The sequence below is a fragment of the Moritella sp. 28 genome, assembly GCF_018219435.1.
Lineage (GTDB): Bacteria > Pseudomonadota > Gammaproteobacteria > Enterobacterales > Moritellaceae > Moritella.
Genome location: NZ_CP056121.1, coordinates 138,624 through 154,413, shown reverse-complemented (window position 1 = coordinate 154,413; position 15,790 = coordinate 138,624). Strand labels below are relative to the sequence as shown.

The 15,790-nt window shown below is 40.9% G+C and carries 12 protein-coding genes; 3 read left to right on the top strand and 9 right to left on the bottom strand.

Features of this window, described 5'->3' with window-relative positions; translation table 11 throughout:
• Positions 1 to 199: 199 nt before the first annotated feature.
• The 5 genes from argH to argC form a co-directional block, all read right to left on the bottom strand.
• Entirely contained in the window at positions 200 to 2,089 is a 1,890-nt protein-coding gene (gene argH, locus HWV02_RS00660) for an argininosuccinate lyase (RefSeq protein WP_211689462.1), read from the bottom strand.
• An 83-nt stretch (positions 2,090 to 2,172) separates the two neighbouring features.
• Positions 2,173 to 3,381, bottom strand: coding sequence for an argininosuccinate synthase (locus HWV02_RS00655; RefSeq protein ID WP_211678074.1), 1,209 nt, complete (start codon positions 3,379 to 3,381; stop codon positions 2,173 to 2,175).
• Positions 3,382 to 3,400: 19 nt separating this feature from the next.
• The gene (locus HWV02_RS00650; RefSeq protein ID WP_211678073.1) at positions 3,401 to 4,306 is read right to left on the bottom strand and encodes an ornithine carbamoyltransferase; all 906 of its coding nucleotides are present in this window, start codon (positions 4,304 to 4,306) and stop codon (positions 3,401 to 3,403) included.
• A gap of 26 nt (positions 4,307 to 4,332) precedes the next feature.
• Positions 4,333 to 5,109, bottom strand: a complete 777-nt coding sequence (gene argB / locus HWV02_RS00645) for an acetylglutamate kinase (protein ID WP_211689460.1) — start codon at positions 5,107 to 5,109, stop codon at positions 4,333 to 4,335.
• A gap of 11 nt (positions 5,110 to 5,120) precedes the next feature.
• On the bottom strand, positions 5,121 to 6,131 hold the full coding sequence (gene argC / locus HWV02_RS00640; RefSeq protein ID WP_211689458.1) for an N-acetyl-gamma-glutamyl-phosphate reductase: 1,011 nt from the start codon (positions 6,129 to 6,131) through the stop codon (positions 5,121 to 5,123).
• Positions 6,132 to 6,373: 242 nt separating this feature from the next.
• Between argC and argE the strand changes: the two genes are divergently transcribed.
• Positions 6,374 to 7,522: an acetylornithine deacetylase gene (gene argE, locus HWV02_RS00635; RefSeq protein ID WP_211678070.1), complete on the top strand. Its 1,149-nt coding sequence runs from the start codon at positions 6,374 to 6,376 to the stop codon at positions 7,520 to 7,522.
• A 158-nt stretch (positions 7,523 to 7,680) separates the two neighbouring features.
• On the top strand, positions 7,681 to 10,311 hold the full coding sequence (gene ppc / locus HWV02_RS00630) for a phosphoenolpyruvate carboxylase (RefSeq protein ID WP_211689457.1): 2,631 nt from the start codon (positions 7,681 to 7,683) through the stop codon (positions 10,309 to 10,311).
• A gap of 98 nt (positions 10,312 to 10,409) precedes the next feature.
• On the opposite strand, the gene metF is transcribed toward ppc, so the two are convergent.
• Together metF and HWV02_RS00620 are read right to left on the bottom strand one after the other, a co-directional pair.
• Positions 10,410 to 11,297 (bottom strand): methylenetetrahydrofolate reductase, encoded by an 888-nt coding sequence (gene metF / locus HWV02_RS00625; RefSeq protein ID WP_211678068.1) that lies wholly within the window; start codon positions 11,295 to 11,297, stop codon positions 10,410 to 10,412.
• A gap of 143 nt (positions 11,298 to 11,440) precedes the next feature.
• Complete coding sequence (locus HWV02_RS00620; protein WP_211678067.1) at positions 11,441 to 13,864, bottom strand: bifunctional aspartate kinase/homoserine dehydrogenase II; 2,424 nt, start codon at positions 13,862 to 13,864, stop codon at positions 11,441 to 11,443.
• Positions 13,865 to 14,040: 176 nt separating this feature from the next.
• Here HWV02_RS00620 and metJ point away from each other — a divergent pair, with 176 nt between their 5' ends.
• A complete protein-coding gene (gene metJ, locus HWV02_RS00615) occupies positions 14,041 to 14,367 on the top strand; it encodes a met regulon transcriptional regulator MetJ (RefSeq protein ID WP_211678066.1) in 327 nt (108 codons plus the stop codon).
• A gap of 153 nt (positions 14,368 to 14,520) precedes the next feature.
• On the opposite strand, the gene HWV02_RS00610 is transcribed toward metJ, so the two are convergent.
• Positions 14,521 to 15,090, bottom strand: coding sequence for an RNA-binding S4 domain-containing protein (locus HWV02_RS00610; protein ID WP_211678065.1), 570 nt, complete (start codon positions 15,088 to 15,090; stop codon positions 14,521 to 14,523).
• 207 nt (positions 15,091 to 15,297) lie between these two features.
• A complete protein-coding gene (locus HWV02_RS00605) occupies positions 15,298 to 15,786 on the bottom strand; it encodes a hypothetical protein (protein WP_211689455.1) in 489 nt (162 codons plus the stop codon).
• Positions 15,787 to 15,790: the final 4 nt, after the last annotated feature.

Sequence of the window (15,790 nt, the reverse complement as noted above, 5' to 3'; positions counted from 1 at the left end):
CAATATAAAGCATTATATCAACTTTATTGAGTCATAAAGTATTGAATCATCATAATGACGTTCAGTACAGTTAACCGTTACCGTAATTTGTCGACACAGTATATAGAGAGTAAAGATTAAGTTCAAGCTTCTTTGTCGACATTGTTTAAACCAAAAAAAAGCACCCATATCAGGGTGCTTTAAGCCGTCGAGAATATAATTAAGACGCGAGTTTTTCCGCTTTTAAGTTTACTGTTTGGCTAACCACATTTAGCTTAAACTCCAACGCAACCTCATCACACGCATGCTGACGTGGGCAAATCTCACAATCTTTCAATACTTTTTCAGGCAGCATTGATTTACTGGTTGAGCTAAAGCCCAGCTTCATGAAGAATTCAGGTACACGTGTTAATACAAACACTTTTTGGATCGCCATCTGTTCGGCTTTACGTAACATATATTCGACAACCGCTTTGCCCTGCCCTCCACCTTGATAGCCAGGTTCAATACCCAATGAACGGATCTCAGCAAGCCCTGTATCGTAAACATAGATAGACGCACAGCCTGTCACTTGATTATGTTTCTCTGTCACCGCAAAGGTACCGACAGCTTTAACTAAATCAGAACGGTTACGTGGTAAATTCTCACCAATATTAGCCCAGTAATTTACCATGCGTTCAATATCATCTAGATCTGTTAAACGAGCAGCTCGAATACTAATACCTGATGTATCTCGCTCTTCTAAACGTTTTTCCGCATTCGTTAATGCAAACTCGACCTGCACTGGTGATACTCCCCCCTGTGCTTTACGTTTTGCTAATGTTTCATCAAGTGACAAGTGATGATAAACATCTTTTTCAATGAGTTCATTGAACGCTTTAAATTCAGCTAAAGTTAGCTCCTCTAGTGGTACACCCTTTGCAATTGCAGCGACAACTGCTTCACCGACAATATGGTGTGAATCACGAAAGGGAACACCTTTAGCAACAAGGTAATCAGCTAATTCAGTCGCGTTCGAGTAACCGCCTAACGCAGCCTCTTTGGTTCTTGCTTCATTGATCTTCATTCCTACCAATGACATAGCAGCCATTTCAAGGCAATCACTCCAGGTATCAAGCGCATCAAATAAGCCTTCTTTATCTTCTTGCATATCTTTATTGTATGCAAGCGGCAGGGCTTTCAACGTCATTAGCATGGCGCTTAGTGAACCAAATACACGACCAGTTTTCCCACGGATAAGTTCTAATGCATCCGGATTTTTCTTTTGTGGCATTAATGATGAACCAGAGGTCACCGCATCAGCCAACTCAATGAAGTTAGATTCACCCGAGTTATAGAAAATTAGATCTTCAGCCAGACGCGATAAATGAATCATTGACATACTTGCCGTGCTCATTAATTCCATCACGTGGTCACGATCAGAGACAGAGTCTAAGCTGTTTAATGTGGCACTAGCAAAACCCAATGAATGTGCTAAATTCGTTCTATCCATCGGATAAGCAGTACCCGCAAGAGCACCAGAACCCAATGGGCAGGTATCAAGACGTTTTAGGCAATCCGTTAAACGACTGAAATCACGTTCAAGCATTTCAACATATGCTAAGCACCAGTGCGAAAATGTCACTGGCTGTGCACGTTGCAAATGGGTGTAACCTGGCAATACAGTATGTTGGTGTTCACGCGCAAGTGATACAAGTTGTTGCTGGGTTTTATCCAATTGCATTAACAACTGCGCACCTTGCTGCTTACACCAAAGTTTTAAATCCGTTGCAACTTGATCATTACGACTACGTCCGGTATGTAGTTTTTTACCTAAGTCCCCTACTTTCGCAATTAACTGCGTTTCCACCCAACTGTGAATATCTTCCGCATTACTTTGTAAGATTTGCTCAGGATTTTCTAGCACTGCTAACTTAAGATCATTTAATGCGCCTTCAATAGCTACTTGCTCTTCTTGCGTTAAGATGCCCACGCCAACTAACGCTTTTGACCATGCCACTGAACCAGTGATGTCTTGTTCAGCTAAACGATAGTCAAACCGCAGTGAATCGTTAAATGTTTTAAATCTTGCATCAGCTGCTTGACTGAATCTACCGCCCCATAGTGCCATGGTTACATCCTTATTCTTTCTTATATTTTTATATTGGAAGTATGTATATTCGAAGTAGAGGGCGCTCACCCCCTCAAATAGTTTTACTTAGCTGCTAAAGCTTTAATGCGGCTAGACAACGAATATAAACGAATGAAACCTTCCGCATGGCTTTGGTCATAAACATTATCATCACCAAATGTTGCAAATTCTTCACTATAAAGGCTATTCGGAGAATGCTTCTGTACAGCTTGTACTGAGCCTTTATACATTTTCACAATGACTTCACCATTCATTTCTTCTGCTAATGTACCAGCAGCAGCAAGTAATGATGCACATAAAGGTGTGAACCAACGACCGTCATAAACCAGATGTGAGAATTCAGCGGCAACAGTATGTTTCCATTTACGTGTTGTTTTATCTAACACGAGTTCTTCAATACCACGTAACGCTTCAACCATAACAGTACCACCCGGTGTTTCATAACAACCACGTGACTTCATGCCGACTAAACGGTTTTCAACAATATCAACACGACCAACACCGTGAGCGGCCGCTTTTTCATTGAGATACATCAGTGTTTGGTACGGTGACATTGCTTCACCATTAACCGCCGTGATCTCACCTTTAACAACAGATAACGTTAAGAATTCAGGTTCATTTGGCGCATCAATTGGGTCAACCGTCATGGTCCAGACTTGTTTCGTTGGTTGATTCCATGGGTCTTCTAACTCGCCACCTTCATGAGAAATATGCCAAGCATTGGCATCACGGCTGTAAATTTTAGTCGCAGATGCAGCAGTAGGAATGTCACGTTCAGCTAAGTATTCAAGTAGAGATTCACGGCTGGTTAAGTCCCAGATACGCCAAGGTGCAATCACCGTTAGTTCTGGTGCAAGTGCAGCAAAACAAGATTCAAAACGGATCTGATCATTACCTTTACCTGTACAGCCATGACAAAGTGCATCTGCGCCAACTTTGCGGGCAATTTCAACTTGTGCTTTAGCAATGATTGGACGAGCCATTGACGTACCTAAAAGATAAGTACCTTCGTAAACGGCACCAGTTTTAAGCGTTGGGTAAATATAATCAGCGACTAATTCATCCTTTAGATCTACGACATAACACTCAGATGCCCCCGAAGCCAATGCTTTAGCTTCAATACCCTCAAGTTCTTCAGCGCCCTGACCAACATCTGCAACAAACGCGATAATCTCACAATTATCATAATTTTCTTGTAACCAAGGTAAAATCACTGAAGTGTCTAAACCACCAGAATACGCTACTACTACTTTCTTAACTGTTTGTGTCATTTTTATTTTCCTTAATATGTTACTTCAGCAATGTCAGTAAAACTGCATTTTGGGCATGCATTCTATTTTCGGCTTGATCAAAGATCAGCGATTGTTCGCCATCCATCACTTCCGATGTTATCTCTAACTCGCGATGAGCCGGCTGACAATGCAATACATGTTTAATTCCTGTGCGTATCAGTAATTCTTTGTTTATCTGATACGGCATGTACTTTTCTTTTACTTGTTCCAGTGGTGTATCATCCCCCATTGAAACCCAAGTATCACCATAAATGACATCATAATCAACTATGTCATCAAGGTTATCTGTTACATTTATTTTACCACCGCCAATTTCAGCTAACTCCATGGCCTGCTTAACAATTTGCGCATCAGGACTACTGCCTCGTGGGCATACGGCTGTTACTTCAGCACCTAAGATAGCACCGGTTAGCATTAATGAATGCGTTACGTTATTACCTTCACCGATATAAGCTAGTTTTACTTTAGAAACATCTTCATAGTGTTCCGATATTGTTAAAAAATCAGCTAATGCCTGACAAGGGTGGTATAAGTCGCAAAGTGAATTAACAACAGGCACACTGCCATGTTCCACTAAGCCTTCTAATGTTTTGTGGCTCATGACACGAGCTACAATTGCATCAGCCCAACGAGAGATATTCGCCGCAAAGTCTTTTACTGTCTCACGTTCACCAATTGCACCATTTTGTGCATCAAGATAAACCGCGTGACCACCTAATTTATGAATGCCGATATCAAAGGTTACGCGTGTTCGTAGTGACTGCTTTTCATAAATGGTGACGATACTTTTACCCGCTAATGCTTGTGAGTACTCTGCCGGATTGGCTTTCACTGCTTTAGCCAGTGCTAATAAGTCAAGGATCTGTTGTTTACTTAAATCTTTAACTGATAATAAATTTTCCATGATCGAACTCCGTTAACTGATCAGTATTAGGTAGAAACTTTCGTTCCCTCTGCTTCACCATTTAATAATGCCACTAACCGATCGGGCACTTTCCAACTCGCTAATTTAATGTCGCGATTTAAAGATGCGGCCGCTTTTAATGCCGCTTTCACTTTTACTTCCATGCCGCCATGAATCACACCAGCCGTAATCAGTTTATCTGCATCGCTACTGTTCATCTCGGGAATTAACTGCATATCCGCATCTAAAATACCAGGCACATCAGATAACATAACTAAGTCAGCATCAAGCGTTTCACAAATGGCTGTTGCCGCTTGGTCTGCATTCACATTTAATAACTGTCCCTGAGCATCGATACCAATAGAGCTAATAATCGGTAAGAAACCACCACTGAGTAACGCCGTTAATAATGTTGGATCACCCGCTTCACATTCTCCGACGGCACCAAGCCCTGCTTTTGATTGTGTTACTGTTGAGATACCGCCATCAGCAAGACTTAAACCAACGACTTTCGCACCCGATTTCAAACCCTGTGCCATTAATACTTTATTTGCCGTACCAGCTAACGCACCGGTGATATAACCAATATCTGCAAATGGTGTAACACGTAAACCGTTCTTTTTCTCGCTAACGATATTCATCTTTGCTAATAGTTCATCAACAAAGCAGCCACCACCATGCACCAAAATAAGGGGACGTGACGATGTTGACTTATATTCACTTAATGCTGTGAACAGCTGTTCAAGCGCCGTTTCGTTTTCAAGTAATGCACCGCCAAGTTTTAATACTAATGGAGTTCTCACTGTTATATTCCTTATACTAATGACGTTGTCATCGCGAAACCAAAACGGATATTGATACACTGTATTGCTTGTGCCGCGGCACCTTTTAATAAGTTATCAATCGCAGAAACCACAATAAGGTCTTCTCCCTGTTGCTGCCACGCTAAATCACAGTAAGCGGTGTTCTCTACGGCTTTAATACTTGGCCAGCCACTTGGTAATACCCGCACCATAGGTTGATCTTGATATGCTTCTTGGTAAGCTGCGGTGACTTGTTCTGGTGTAACACCAACTGCAAGTTTGACGTTAATCGTTGCTAAGATCCCACGCTTAAAACAGCCTAAGTGGGGAGTGAAGATAACGTCATGTCCTAAATGAGTACTGATTTCAGGTTGATGACGATGATTGAATACACCGTAAGGTGCGTGGCTAACTTCGCAAAATGCTGAACCCAATGCCGCTTTCCGACCTGCGCCACTAACACCACTAACAGCATTAATAATTGGTTTTTGACCCGCAGCAATCAGCCCATGTTTAGCTAGCGGTTTTAATGCTGATAACGATGCGGTTGGATAACACCCCGGCACCGCAATTAAGTTTGCTTCTGCAATATCAGCACTCGCCCATTCAGCTAAACCATAAACAGCACTCTTTAATTCTTTATCGAAATTATGTTTAAAACCGTAATGATTTTCATAAAAAGCAGGGTCGTTCACTCTAAATGCACCGGATAAATCAAATACCACCGCATCCTGCGCTAAAAACTCAGCTGCGATATCATGGCTTACTTCATGTGCCGTTGCTAACACGACAATATCAACGTCATCGCAAATATTTTTTATGTTGCTAACCGCTAAAGGCTCAATAGTTTGGTCAACAACACCTAATAAATGACCGTATAATGAAGAAAATGATTTTCCTGCATCCAAACTGTGTTCTGAAACATACAATCTTGCTAATTCAAGTTCTGGATGTTTAGTAATGTAATAGGCTAGCTCAGCACCGGTATACCCGGTTGCACCGACTAAAATTGTTTTTAACATGTTTGACTTCCGTGTTTGCTAAATTGTAAAACGACAGGCAATTTGGCCCTTTCCAATTGCGCTTACTTGCGTAAATGAAGCAGCGCTAATGCATTTTAAATACTGTCTCGTCGAAACGATGAAAAACGATTCATTATCTAACCCATACGTTGTAGAGTAAGGATGATTAAAGAATAAAACAGATTACATTTTTATGCAACTTTATTGCATAAAAAAACAACCAGTCATTACAGGAACGTAAAATGCAACTACCTAAATTTACCGAACTTTATAAATCACTGATCCTAACACCGTCGATCAGTTCATTAGAAAAAGAGTTAGATATCAGTAATAAGCCTATTATTGACTTACTCGCAGGTTGGTTCACCGAACTTGGTTTTAGCATCAATATAACTAGCGTACCTGACACGAATGGTAAATTTAATCTAGTCGCGACTTATGGCCAAGGTGATGGCGGATTATTATTGGCAGGCCACACAGATACCGTGCCGTTTGATGACGGTTTATGGACTAAAGATCCATTTCAGTTAACTGAAAAAGACGATAAATGGTATGGCTTGGGTACGATTGATATGAAGGGCTTTTTCGCCTTTGTATTAGAAGCATGTAAAAACATTGATTTAACTAAATTAGATAAACCATTACGCATTCTTGCCACTGCCGATGAAGAGACCACCATGGCAGGAGCAAGAGCGATTGCGGCCGCACAAAGTTTCCGACCTGATTATGCCGTCATTGGTGAGCCAACTGGTATGGTGCCGGTATTTATGCACAAAGGTCATATGTCAGAAGCAATACGTATTACTGGACGCAGCGGTCACTCTTCTGATCCTGCTAATGGAATCAATGCCATTGAGATCATGCATCAAGTAACAGGACAGTTATTGCAGCTGCAACGTAAATTAAAAGAACAATACGCCTGCGATCATTTTGTTATTCCACAACCCACGCTTAATTTTGGTCATGTGCACGGTGGTGACAGCCCCAACCGCATCTGTGGCAGTTGTGAATTACACATCGACATGCGCCCTATTCCAGGCGTAAGCCCCGATGAACTGTTTATGCTACTTAACCAAGCATTACTACCAATCCAAAAGCAATGGCCTGGCGCTGTTGATGTTTATCATCTACATGAACCGATCCCAGCTTATGCATGCGATACTGATTCAACGTTGATTAAATTAGCTGAAAAACTCACAGGTGAAGCCGTTATACCTGTGAATTATTGTACCGAAGCACCGTTTATTCAACAACTTGGATGTGACACTATCGTCATGGGTCCAGGGAGTATTAATCAAGCCCATCAACCTGATGAATATTTAGATTTATCCGCAATTAAACCAACACAGGCGATTATCCAAAAACTGATTGAAGAAACATGTAAAAACTAACTAAAGAATTATCGTTTTGTAGTAAATTTACACCTGATATCACAATTAATCGTATTAATTACACGATTTAATTGACGAATGTCACTAAATATAGTTATTTTACATACATAACGATAATAGTTGTTGCCGTATTACATCACTGAATTGAAGGATTATGTATGTCAGATAAATATGCAGCGTTACGAAGTAATGTCGGCTTATTGGGCCAAGTACTAGGGAATACAATCAAGGATCATCTTGGAGAAGAGTTCTTAGATAAGATTGAAACCATTCGTCAACTAGCAAAATCATCCCGTGCAGGTAATGATAAAGACCGTGCACAATTACTCACCGTACTGCGTAGCCTCTCTGATGATGAGCTATTACCAGTAGCGCGTGCGTTTAGTCAGTTCTTAAACCTGGCTAATATCGCTGAGCAGTTCCACACCACTTCACGTAATTGTGCAGATAACACTTGCGTGCCAGACTCTATCGATGAACTCTTTGCTAAACTAAATAACTCTGAAATCAGTGAAGAAGATGTACTTTCTGCGGTTAAAAACCTTAAGATCGATTTAGTACTGACTGCACATCCAACTGAAATCACCCGTCGAACCCTGATCCATAAGCATGGCGCGATAAATAAATGCCTTAGCCAGTTAGAGCTTACTGAATTAAGTAGCAAAGAGCGTGATGTCTTCATGACGCGTATCGAACAATTGGTATCACAAGCCTGGCACACCAACGAGATCAGAACAGTACGCCCTACCCCTGTCGATGAAGCTAAATGGGGCTTTGCAGTAGTAGAAAATTCATTATGGGATGCAGTACCAAACTTCTTACGCAGTCTTGATAAACGTTTACAAGACCGCTTAGATTACCAATTACCTATTGACGCTTCACCCGTTAAATTTACCTCTTGGATGGGTGGTGATCGCGACGGTAACCCGTTTGTTACTTCAACGGTCACCGAAGAAGTATTATTAACCAGTCGTTGGATGGCTATTCACTTGTTCCTTAAAGATGTAAAACATCTCACCAGTGAATTATCAATGAATGACTGTGATGACACATTACGTGCATTAGTCGGTGAAAGTCATGAACCATACCGTGTATTACTGAAAAAATTACGTAGTGAGTTAACAGAAACATTAGCGAGCTTAACTGCGCAGTTAAAAGGCGAATACACAGAAAGCCGTGACATCATCACGACAACAGCACAGTTACGTGAGCCATTGTTAGCTTGCTATAACTCACTTAATGCCTGTGGTATGCGTGTTATTGCCCAAGGTGCATTACTCGATACTATTCGCCGCGTTGAATGTTTCGGTGTGAGTTTAGTGAAACTTGATATCCGCCAAGACAGTGATCGTCATACCGATGTGATCGCCGAAGTAACGCGTTACTTGGGTCTTGGAGACTATGCACAATGGAGCGAGCAAGATAAACAAGCGTTCTTATTGCAAGAGCTTAATAACAAGCGCCCACTTATCCCACAATGCTGGCAACCGTCTGCAGATGTGAAAGAAGTGCTTGATACTTGTCGCACTGTGGCAAAGCAAGATCCAGAATCACTGGGGATTTACATCATTTCAATGGCACGTAAAGCCTCAGATGTATTCGCTGTACAACTACTATTAAAAGAAACTGGTTGTCCATTCCGTCTACCTGTTGCGCCGTTATTTGAAACTTTAGACGATTTGAATAATGCGGGTACAGTGACGGCAAGTTTATTAGCGATTGATTGGTATAAAAACTACATTAATGGCCATCAATATATCATGATCGGTTATTCTGACTCTGCGAAAGATGCAGGTGTAATCGCCGCCTCATGGGCGCAGTATCGTTCGCAGGAAGCCTTGGTTAATATCTGTGAGCAAGAAGAAATTAAGCTGACTTTATTTCATGGACGTGGTGGTAGCATCGGTCGTGGTGGTGCACCTGCACATGCAGCTTTATTATCACAACCTCCAGGTTCATTAAAAGGTGGTTTACGCGTAACAGAGCAAGGTGAAATGATCCGCTTTAAGTTTGGCCTTGCCAATGTTGCAGAACAAAGCTTAAACCTCTACACCAGTGCAATTTTAGAAGCTAATTTACTACCGCCGCCAGCACCAGAACAAGCTTGGCGTGATGCAATGGATCAAATGTCTTCGGATTCATGTGAAGAATATCGCTCATATATCCAAGGCCATGAAAAATTCGTGCCTTACTTCCGATCTGCGACACCTGAGTTAGAATTAGGTAAACTGCCACTCGGTAGCCGCCCAGCAAAACGTAAACCAAACGGTGGAGTAGAAAGCTTACGCGCCATCCCTTGGATCTTTGCATGGACACAAAACCGCTTGATGTTACCCGCTTGGTTAGGTTGTACAGCAGCATTCAAAAACATGCTCGATTCAGGTCAGCGTGAGACACTGCAAGAAATGCAGCAACAATGGCCGTTCTTTAATACCCGTATTGAAATGTTCGAAATGGTATTTTTGAAAGCTGATGCTTGGTTAGCGGAATATTATGACCAATGTCTAGTGACTGAAGATTTATGGCATTTAGGCAAAGAACTACGTGCAAGCTTGGCGTTAGCAACTGAGTTGATCTTAGGTTTAACACCTGACACGCAATTACTTGATGCTCAGCCCTGGAGTAAAAAGTCAATTGAGTTACGTAACCCGTATACCGACCCTCTGAACATCCTACAAGCAGAGCTATTAAGCCGCGCGCGTAGTAGTGAAGAAGTGAACCCAGATATTGAACAAGCCTTAATGGTAAGTATCGCTGGTGTTGCTGCAGGTATGCGTAATACCGGTTAACTTTCAATTTAGTTATCAGCTAATGAATAGATAATAAAATGCCGACATCATGTCGGCATTTTTGATTCTGATATAAGTAAAGATAACCAGTACGATGATTATTTTGGACGTACACCCAATGTATGACAAATAGCATACGTTAGATCAGCGCGGTTTAACGTATAGAAATGAAAGTCCTTCACCCCTTCGCGCGACAATACTTTCACTTGGTCAATGGCTATACTTGCGCCAACCAGATTACGTGTCGCCTGATCATTATCTAAACCTTCAAACTGGTTGTGCATCCAATTAGGCACTTTTACATTGGTCAGTTTTGAAAACTTACATAAGGTTTTATAATTTGATACTGGTAAAATACCCGGCACGATCTCTTTATCAATACCGACTGCCGCACAACGGTCTCGGAAGCGTAAAAAACTCTCGGTATCAAAAAAGAACTGTGAAATAGCACGATCAGCACCGGCATCAATCTTATCTTTTAGCGCGAGCAGATCTGCTTGCGCATTTTTTGCTTCGGGGTGAACTTCTGGATAGGCGGCAACTGAGATATCAAAATCATTTACCTCTTTTAATAAAGCAACTAAGTCAGCTGCATACATATCAGGCTGATTCAAGCCCGGTGGTAAATCACCACGTAAAGCCACGATATTACGAATACCGTTGTCCCAGTAATCTGTTGCAATCTGCTTTAGCTCTTTGCGATTAGCGTCAATACAAGTGAGGTGTGGTGCAGCAATCAAGCCTGTTTCATGCTTAATTTGTTTAATAATGTTATGAGTACGATCACGAGTACCGGAATTAGCACCGTATGTCACAGACACAAATTTAGGGTCTAACGCTTTTAAACGATTAATTGACTCCCATAAAGTAGACGTCATCGCTGGAGAGTTGGGCGGGAAAAATTCAAATGAAACGTTAATATCACGTCCCAATTCAGAAACACTTTGATTCAATACTTCAATATTTTGTGCGTTGTGAAAACTCATACTTTATTCCCTTAAGATGTTTAGACGTCCATACCTCTTTACGTCTCAATCATCACAAGTTTGGTGGATAAAGTCAACGCACATAATTCATCTTAAACATGAATTATATGCGCATTGGTTTTCGACAGAGGAGAATGTAAAAATTAACGCGCGAACAACTTACATAATTGGAAAAGATCAGATTGAATAGCACCCGCAGTCACATCTCTGCCAGCACCAGGGCCTTGGATCACTAATGGGTTATGGCGATACCAGTGACTATTAATTGAAAAAATATTATCACACGGCAATAAGTTGGCAAATGGATGGGTTGGTTCTAAGAACTCTAACCCAACCTGCGCCCCTTCTTTACAACTAAAACTAGCGACATAGCGTAATACTAAGCCCTGCTTTTTGGCTTTATTAAACATATGTAATATTTTGTCATCGAGTGCTTCGCAATGTTCTAAAAACTCGTCCACTTTAAATGCCATTAGATCTTCTGATACCAATGACTCGAGTTTAATATCGCCAAGATCCATCTCATAGCCCGCTTCACGGCTTAGAATAAGCAGTTTGCGCTGTACGTCCTTACCCGATAAATCTTCACGAGGGTCAGGTTCCGTTAGCCCTTGATGCCAAGCTTGTTCCACTAATTCCGAGAACGCAATTTTACCATCATATTGTTGAAACAACCAAGATAAGGTACCAGAGAAAATACCGCTAACAGCTGTCACTTGATCACCACTGTGTTGCAGCATATCCATAGATGATTGGATCGGTAACCCTGCGCCAACCGTGGCGTTGTATAACCAATAGCTTTCATTATCACTAAAGCTCTGCTTAACCCGATTATAAAATTCACTGCTCGCCGCGCCAGCGAATTTATTTGCTGAAATCAGATGGAAACCGTGTTGGGCAAATTCAGGATAATAATAGCTGATAGCTTCACTGGCGGTAATATCGATAATCACCAGTTCATCAAACGGGTGCAATGCGAGATTAGATAATAACTGTTCCCATACAAACGATTCGGGTTGGAAGTCATCAAGTACCGTCGCAGCATCCAGACCATTGAAGTCTAATACCCCGCCCTGAGAGCCATATACACCGCATAAACACAGTTCGACATTTTGTTGTTCGGGTACTTTATGCATTTGCTCCGCAAACAGAGATAGCCAACCAGCACCGATATTTCCTTTACCAAACAGCACCACACCAATGCGTCTTGGCTGCTTAAATAACGCCGTATGTAACTCTTTCAATAACGGCTCTAACACCACTTTCTGCAGAACGGCACAGATACTTAAATGGTTTTCACCTGTCTGTACAAATGTCAGATTATGCTCTGAAATTAATTGATAAAACTGATGTGATTGCAACGCATTATCGGTTACACCAGAACCCACTAGCGCCACCATACAAAAACCACTCACATGCTCAATGGCTTTTACATTAGATTGCTGCTGTTTATATGTTGCTAATGCAGTAAGTGCAAACTCAACAATTTCAGCGGTATAACCAAATCTAACCATATAATCCGTCGGACGGCGTTTGATACAGATAGGAGAGAGTTGCTGCTGTGCTAACAATGCAATTAACTGATTATATTGTTGCTGGTAATCTGCATCATGATTAAACTCAACATCCACTAAATGTAGATCATCAATCGAGGTGACAATTTTAGCCCCTTTACCTTTTGGTAAACGACGGTGGATCTGAGTTGACCCCTCATCAGGGGTATAACTGCAACGTAACTGCACATGCTGTTTACTCTCGACAACAGGTTGTAATGTACGCGCATGTAATACGGGAGAGCCTAAACGCGCGAGCTCAGCCGCTTCATAAAGTGATAATTTAGTTTGCAGTTCAGCATCTTTTACACGACGTGGGTCGGCACTAAATACCCCCGCAACATCGCTCCAAATAGTGGTTTGATCAGCATCTACTAATGCAGCTAACAAGGTCGCAGAATAATCAGAGCCATTTCGCCCCAATGTCACAGTACGCTGTTGTGTATCTGCAGCAATAAAACCGGTCACGACAACGCGATTAGTCAGGGTCGCTAAACACGAGTCTAATTTTTGGCGAGACACCATTTCATCAACCACAGGTTGCGCGGCTAATTCAGTTGTTAAAAACAAGCGAGAATCTAAATCATTAGCTGGTAGTTCGCTTTGACTCAGTAAAGCTGCTAATAATCGTGCGGACCACACCTCACCATGCGCTAAAATTTGGTTTTTAGCATACACATCAAGGGTAGTTTCTAATAAATGGCCTATAGTATGAATATCATCTTGCAATGCAGAAGTGAGTTGTGTGCATAAGGCACCTTCTAATAGTTCTGTAACTAACTTAGTTTGATACTCGCATGTCGCAATAAGACGTTCCGATGCAGCTTGATCACCGTCTTCGGCTAATTGTAATAATTCTAATAATTGATTGGTGGTCTTGCCCGCTGCAGAAACGACAATAAGATCGCGTGCTTTGGTGTGTTGGCTAATTATCGTCAATACTCGACGATAACAGGTAGCATCAGCTAAACTACTGCCACCAAATTTATGAATACTGCGCTTAATTGCGTCCATGCGTTCTCCCGAACTTAATATCGAATTAATATATTTCCAGTAACTCAAAACATACACTATTAGGCTACAACAGGTCAATAGACGTCTAGAGCTCTTTACATACTGATTGCCAATAATCAAATTCAAAGGTAGACTTATTACTTATTCATAAATAATAATTTACGCAAAGGTCAAAAATGACGAAGTGGAACGGCGAGTATATTAGCCCCTATGCAGAGCATGGGAAAAAGAGTGAACAGGTTAAAAAAATTACTGTTTCAATTCCTTTGAAAGTATTAAAAGTACTGACAGATGAAAGAACTCGCCGTCAGATTAATAATCAACGACATGCAACCAACAGTGAGTTGTTGTGTGAGGCATTTTTACATGCTTACACAGGTCAACCATTACCTGCCGATGAAGATTTAACAAAAGACAAACCAGACAGTATCCCTGAAGAAGCTCGGGCACAAATGTTAGCGCTGGGTATCAATATCGATGATTATTTAGAACAAGATGATTAGTCACTAACTAACGAATGCTAAATAAAGAACGTCTGAAAATAAAACAGGCCCACCTTTTATAAAACAGGCCCCAATTATAGGAGCCTGTTTTGATTTAACCTATATACAATGCGCTATCTAGCTCGCATTGTTGCTAATACCTTAAAGTGAAATCTAAAAACTAAAAGGAGCCGCGCGGCCTTTTTTCTTTTTCTCAACCGGTTTCGGTTCAGCTACTTTCACTTGTTTAGCTTCAGATTTTTTCTTTTTCTTCTTTTCAGGCTGCTCCCAGATACCTTCAGGGATGCTGTCGACAACAGGCTTAGCAACTGGTGTTGGTGCAATAAATTCGGGTTCAACAGCAACATCTTGCTCAACAGTATTGTTTCCTGTGAAATAGTCTTCAGTAACATCGTTTTCTGTAATATATGTTGCTACAGAATCAGACTCTAAAGCCGCAGGGTCCACAAATTCTTCTTCATCAGTAATATCGTACTCTGCAAGTTCTTCCGCAGACATGACTTGATAAGCTTCACCATTAAAACCAATGATATCGCCAAACATGATCTTTTTACGTTTGCGTGTTTCAACTTCACCATTCACATACACATAGCCGTCTGCAATATAGTTCTTCGCTTCACTGCCCGAGGTCACTAAATTTTCGATTTTTAAGATCTTATATAATTCAATCGGTTCTTCAGCGACAACAACAGGGATAACTTCAATTTCATATTCTTCAGACATGGGAACCTTAAATGTGGGCAAATAGCGAGTCTTTATACAAGTATAAGATTAGAAATGCAAACGCCAAATAAGTTAAATTAGTCATCCAAACGACAATAAAAATATCGGACATGCATATAGCAAAAGAATACCACCTAAATATAAGAGGTGGTATTCTGGATTGTAGTGATATGTCGTACAACAATTCAATGTTGATACATTAAGTTATTATAGTGGTGAATAACTATGAGTGTTCACTTCGATTTCGGCATCTTTTACAATACTCATGTCTTTAATCTGCTTTAATTTTTCGAGCAAATCGATTTTTTCATTAAAAGTGATAATGAAGAAACGCTCACCCACAGTAAGGATGTCTGCGTTATCAAATGATAACGCAGTATCAGGGTCTATCATTTCAACCAAAATAGATCCTGTTAACATCCCTGATTCTCCATTGTCCAATGCTTGCATTTCCTGCCCTGCGTATAAAGTCGCTATATCACTATTCTCTTCAGAGAATGTGTATGACGTAGGACTTACCGGAGAAAATTTGAAGCCACTACTTTCAATGACGATATTATCATTTATGTTTGACGGAGACGGTACCGTAGAAAGCGTTAATTCGTTTTTATTATAGGTAATTATATTCGCATTAGATAATGAGCTACATAAAAGTAATGTAAATATAAACATGTGTGCTAATTTTATTCTCATCATATAT

Coding starts and splice junctions, on each gene's coding strand:
- argE (WP_211678070.1), top strand. CDS start 6,374: ATGCAACTACCTAAATTTACCGAACTTTATAAATCACTGATCCTAACA.
- HWV02_RS00650 (WP_211678073.1), bottom strand. CDS start 4,306: ATGGAAAATTTATTATCAGTTAAAGATTTAAGTAAACAACAGATCCTT.
- HWV02_RS00610 (WP_211678065.1), bottom strand. CDS start 15,090: ATGTCTGAAGAATATGAAATTGAAGTTATCCCTGTTGTTGTCGCTGAA.
- HWV02_RS00655 (WP_211678074.1), bottom strand. CDS start 3,381: ATGACACAAACAGTTAAGAAAGTAGTAGTAGCGTATTCTGGTGGTTTA.
- metJ (WP_211678066.1), top strand. CDS start 14,041: ATGACGAAGTGGAACGGCGAGTATATTAGCCCCTATGCAGAGCATGGG.
- ppc (WP_211689457.1), top strand. CDS start 7,681: ATGTCAGATAAATATGCAGCGTTACGAAGTAATGTCGGCTTATTGGGC.
- HWV02_RS00620 (WP_211678067.1), bottom strand. CDS start 13,864: ATGGACGCAATTAAGCGCAGTATTCATAAATTTGGTGGCAGTAGTTTA.
- argH (WP_211689462.1), bottom strand. CDS start 2,089: ATGGCACTATGGGGCGGTAGATTCAGTCAAGCAGCTGATGCAAGATTT.
- argC (WP_211689458.1), bottom strand. CDS start 6,131: ATGTTAAAAACAATTTTAGTCGGTGCAACCGGGTATACCGGTGCTGAG.
- metF (WP_211678068.1), bottom strand. CDS start 11,297: ATGAGTTTTCACAACGCACAAAATATTGAAGTATTGAATCAAAGTGTT.
- HWV02_RS00605 (WP_211689455.1), bottom strand. CDS start 15,786: ATGATGAGAATAAAATTAGCACACATGTTTATATTTACATTACTTTTA.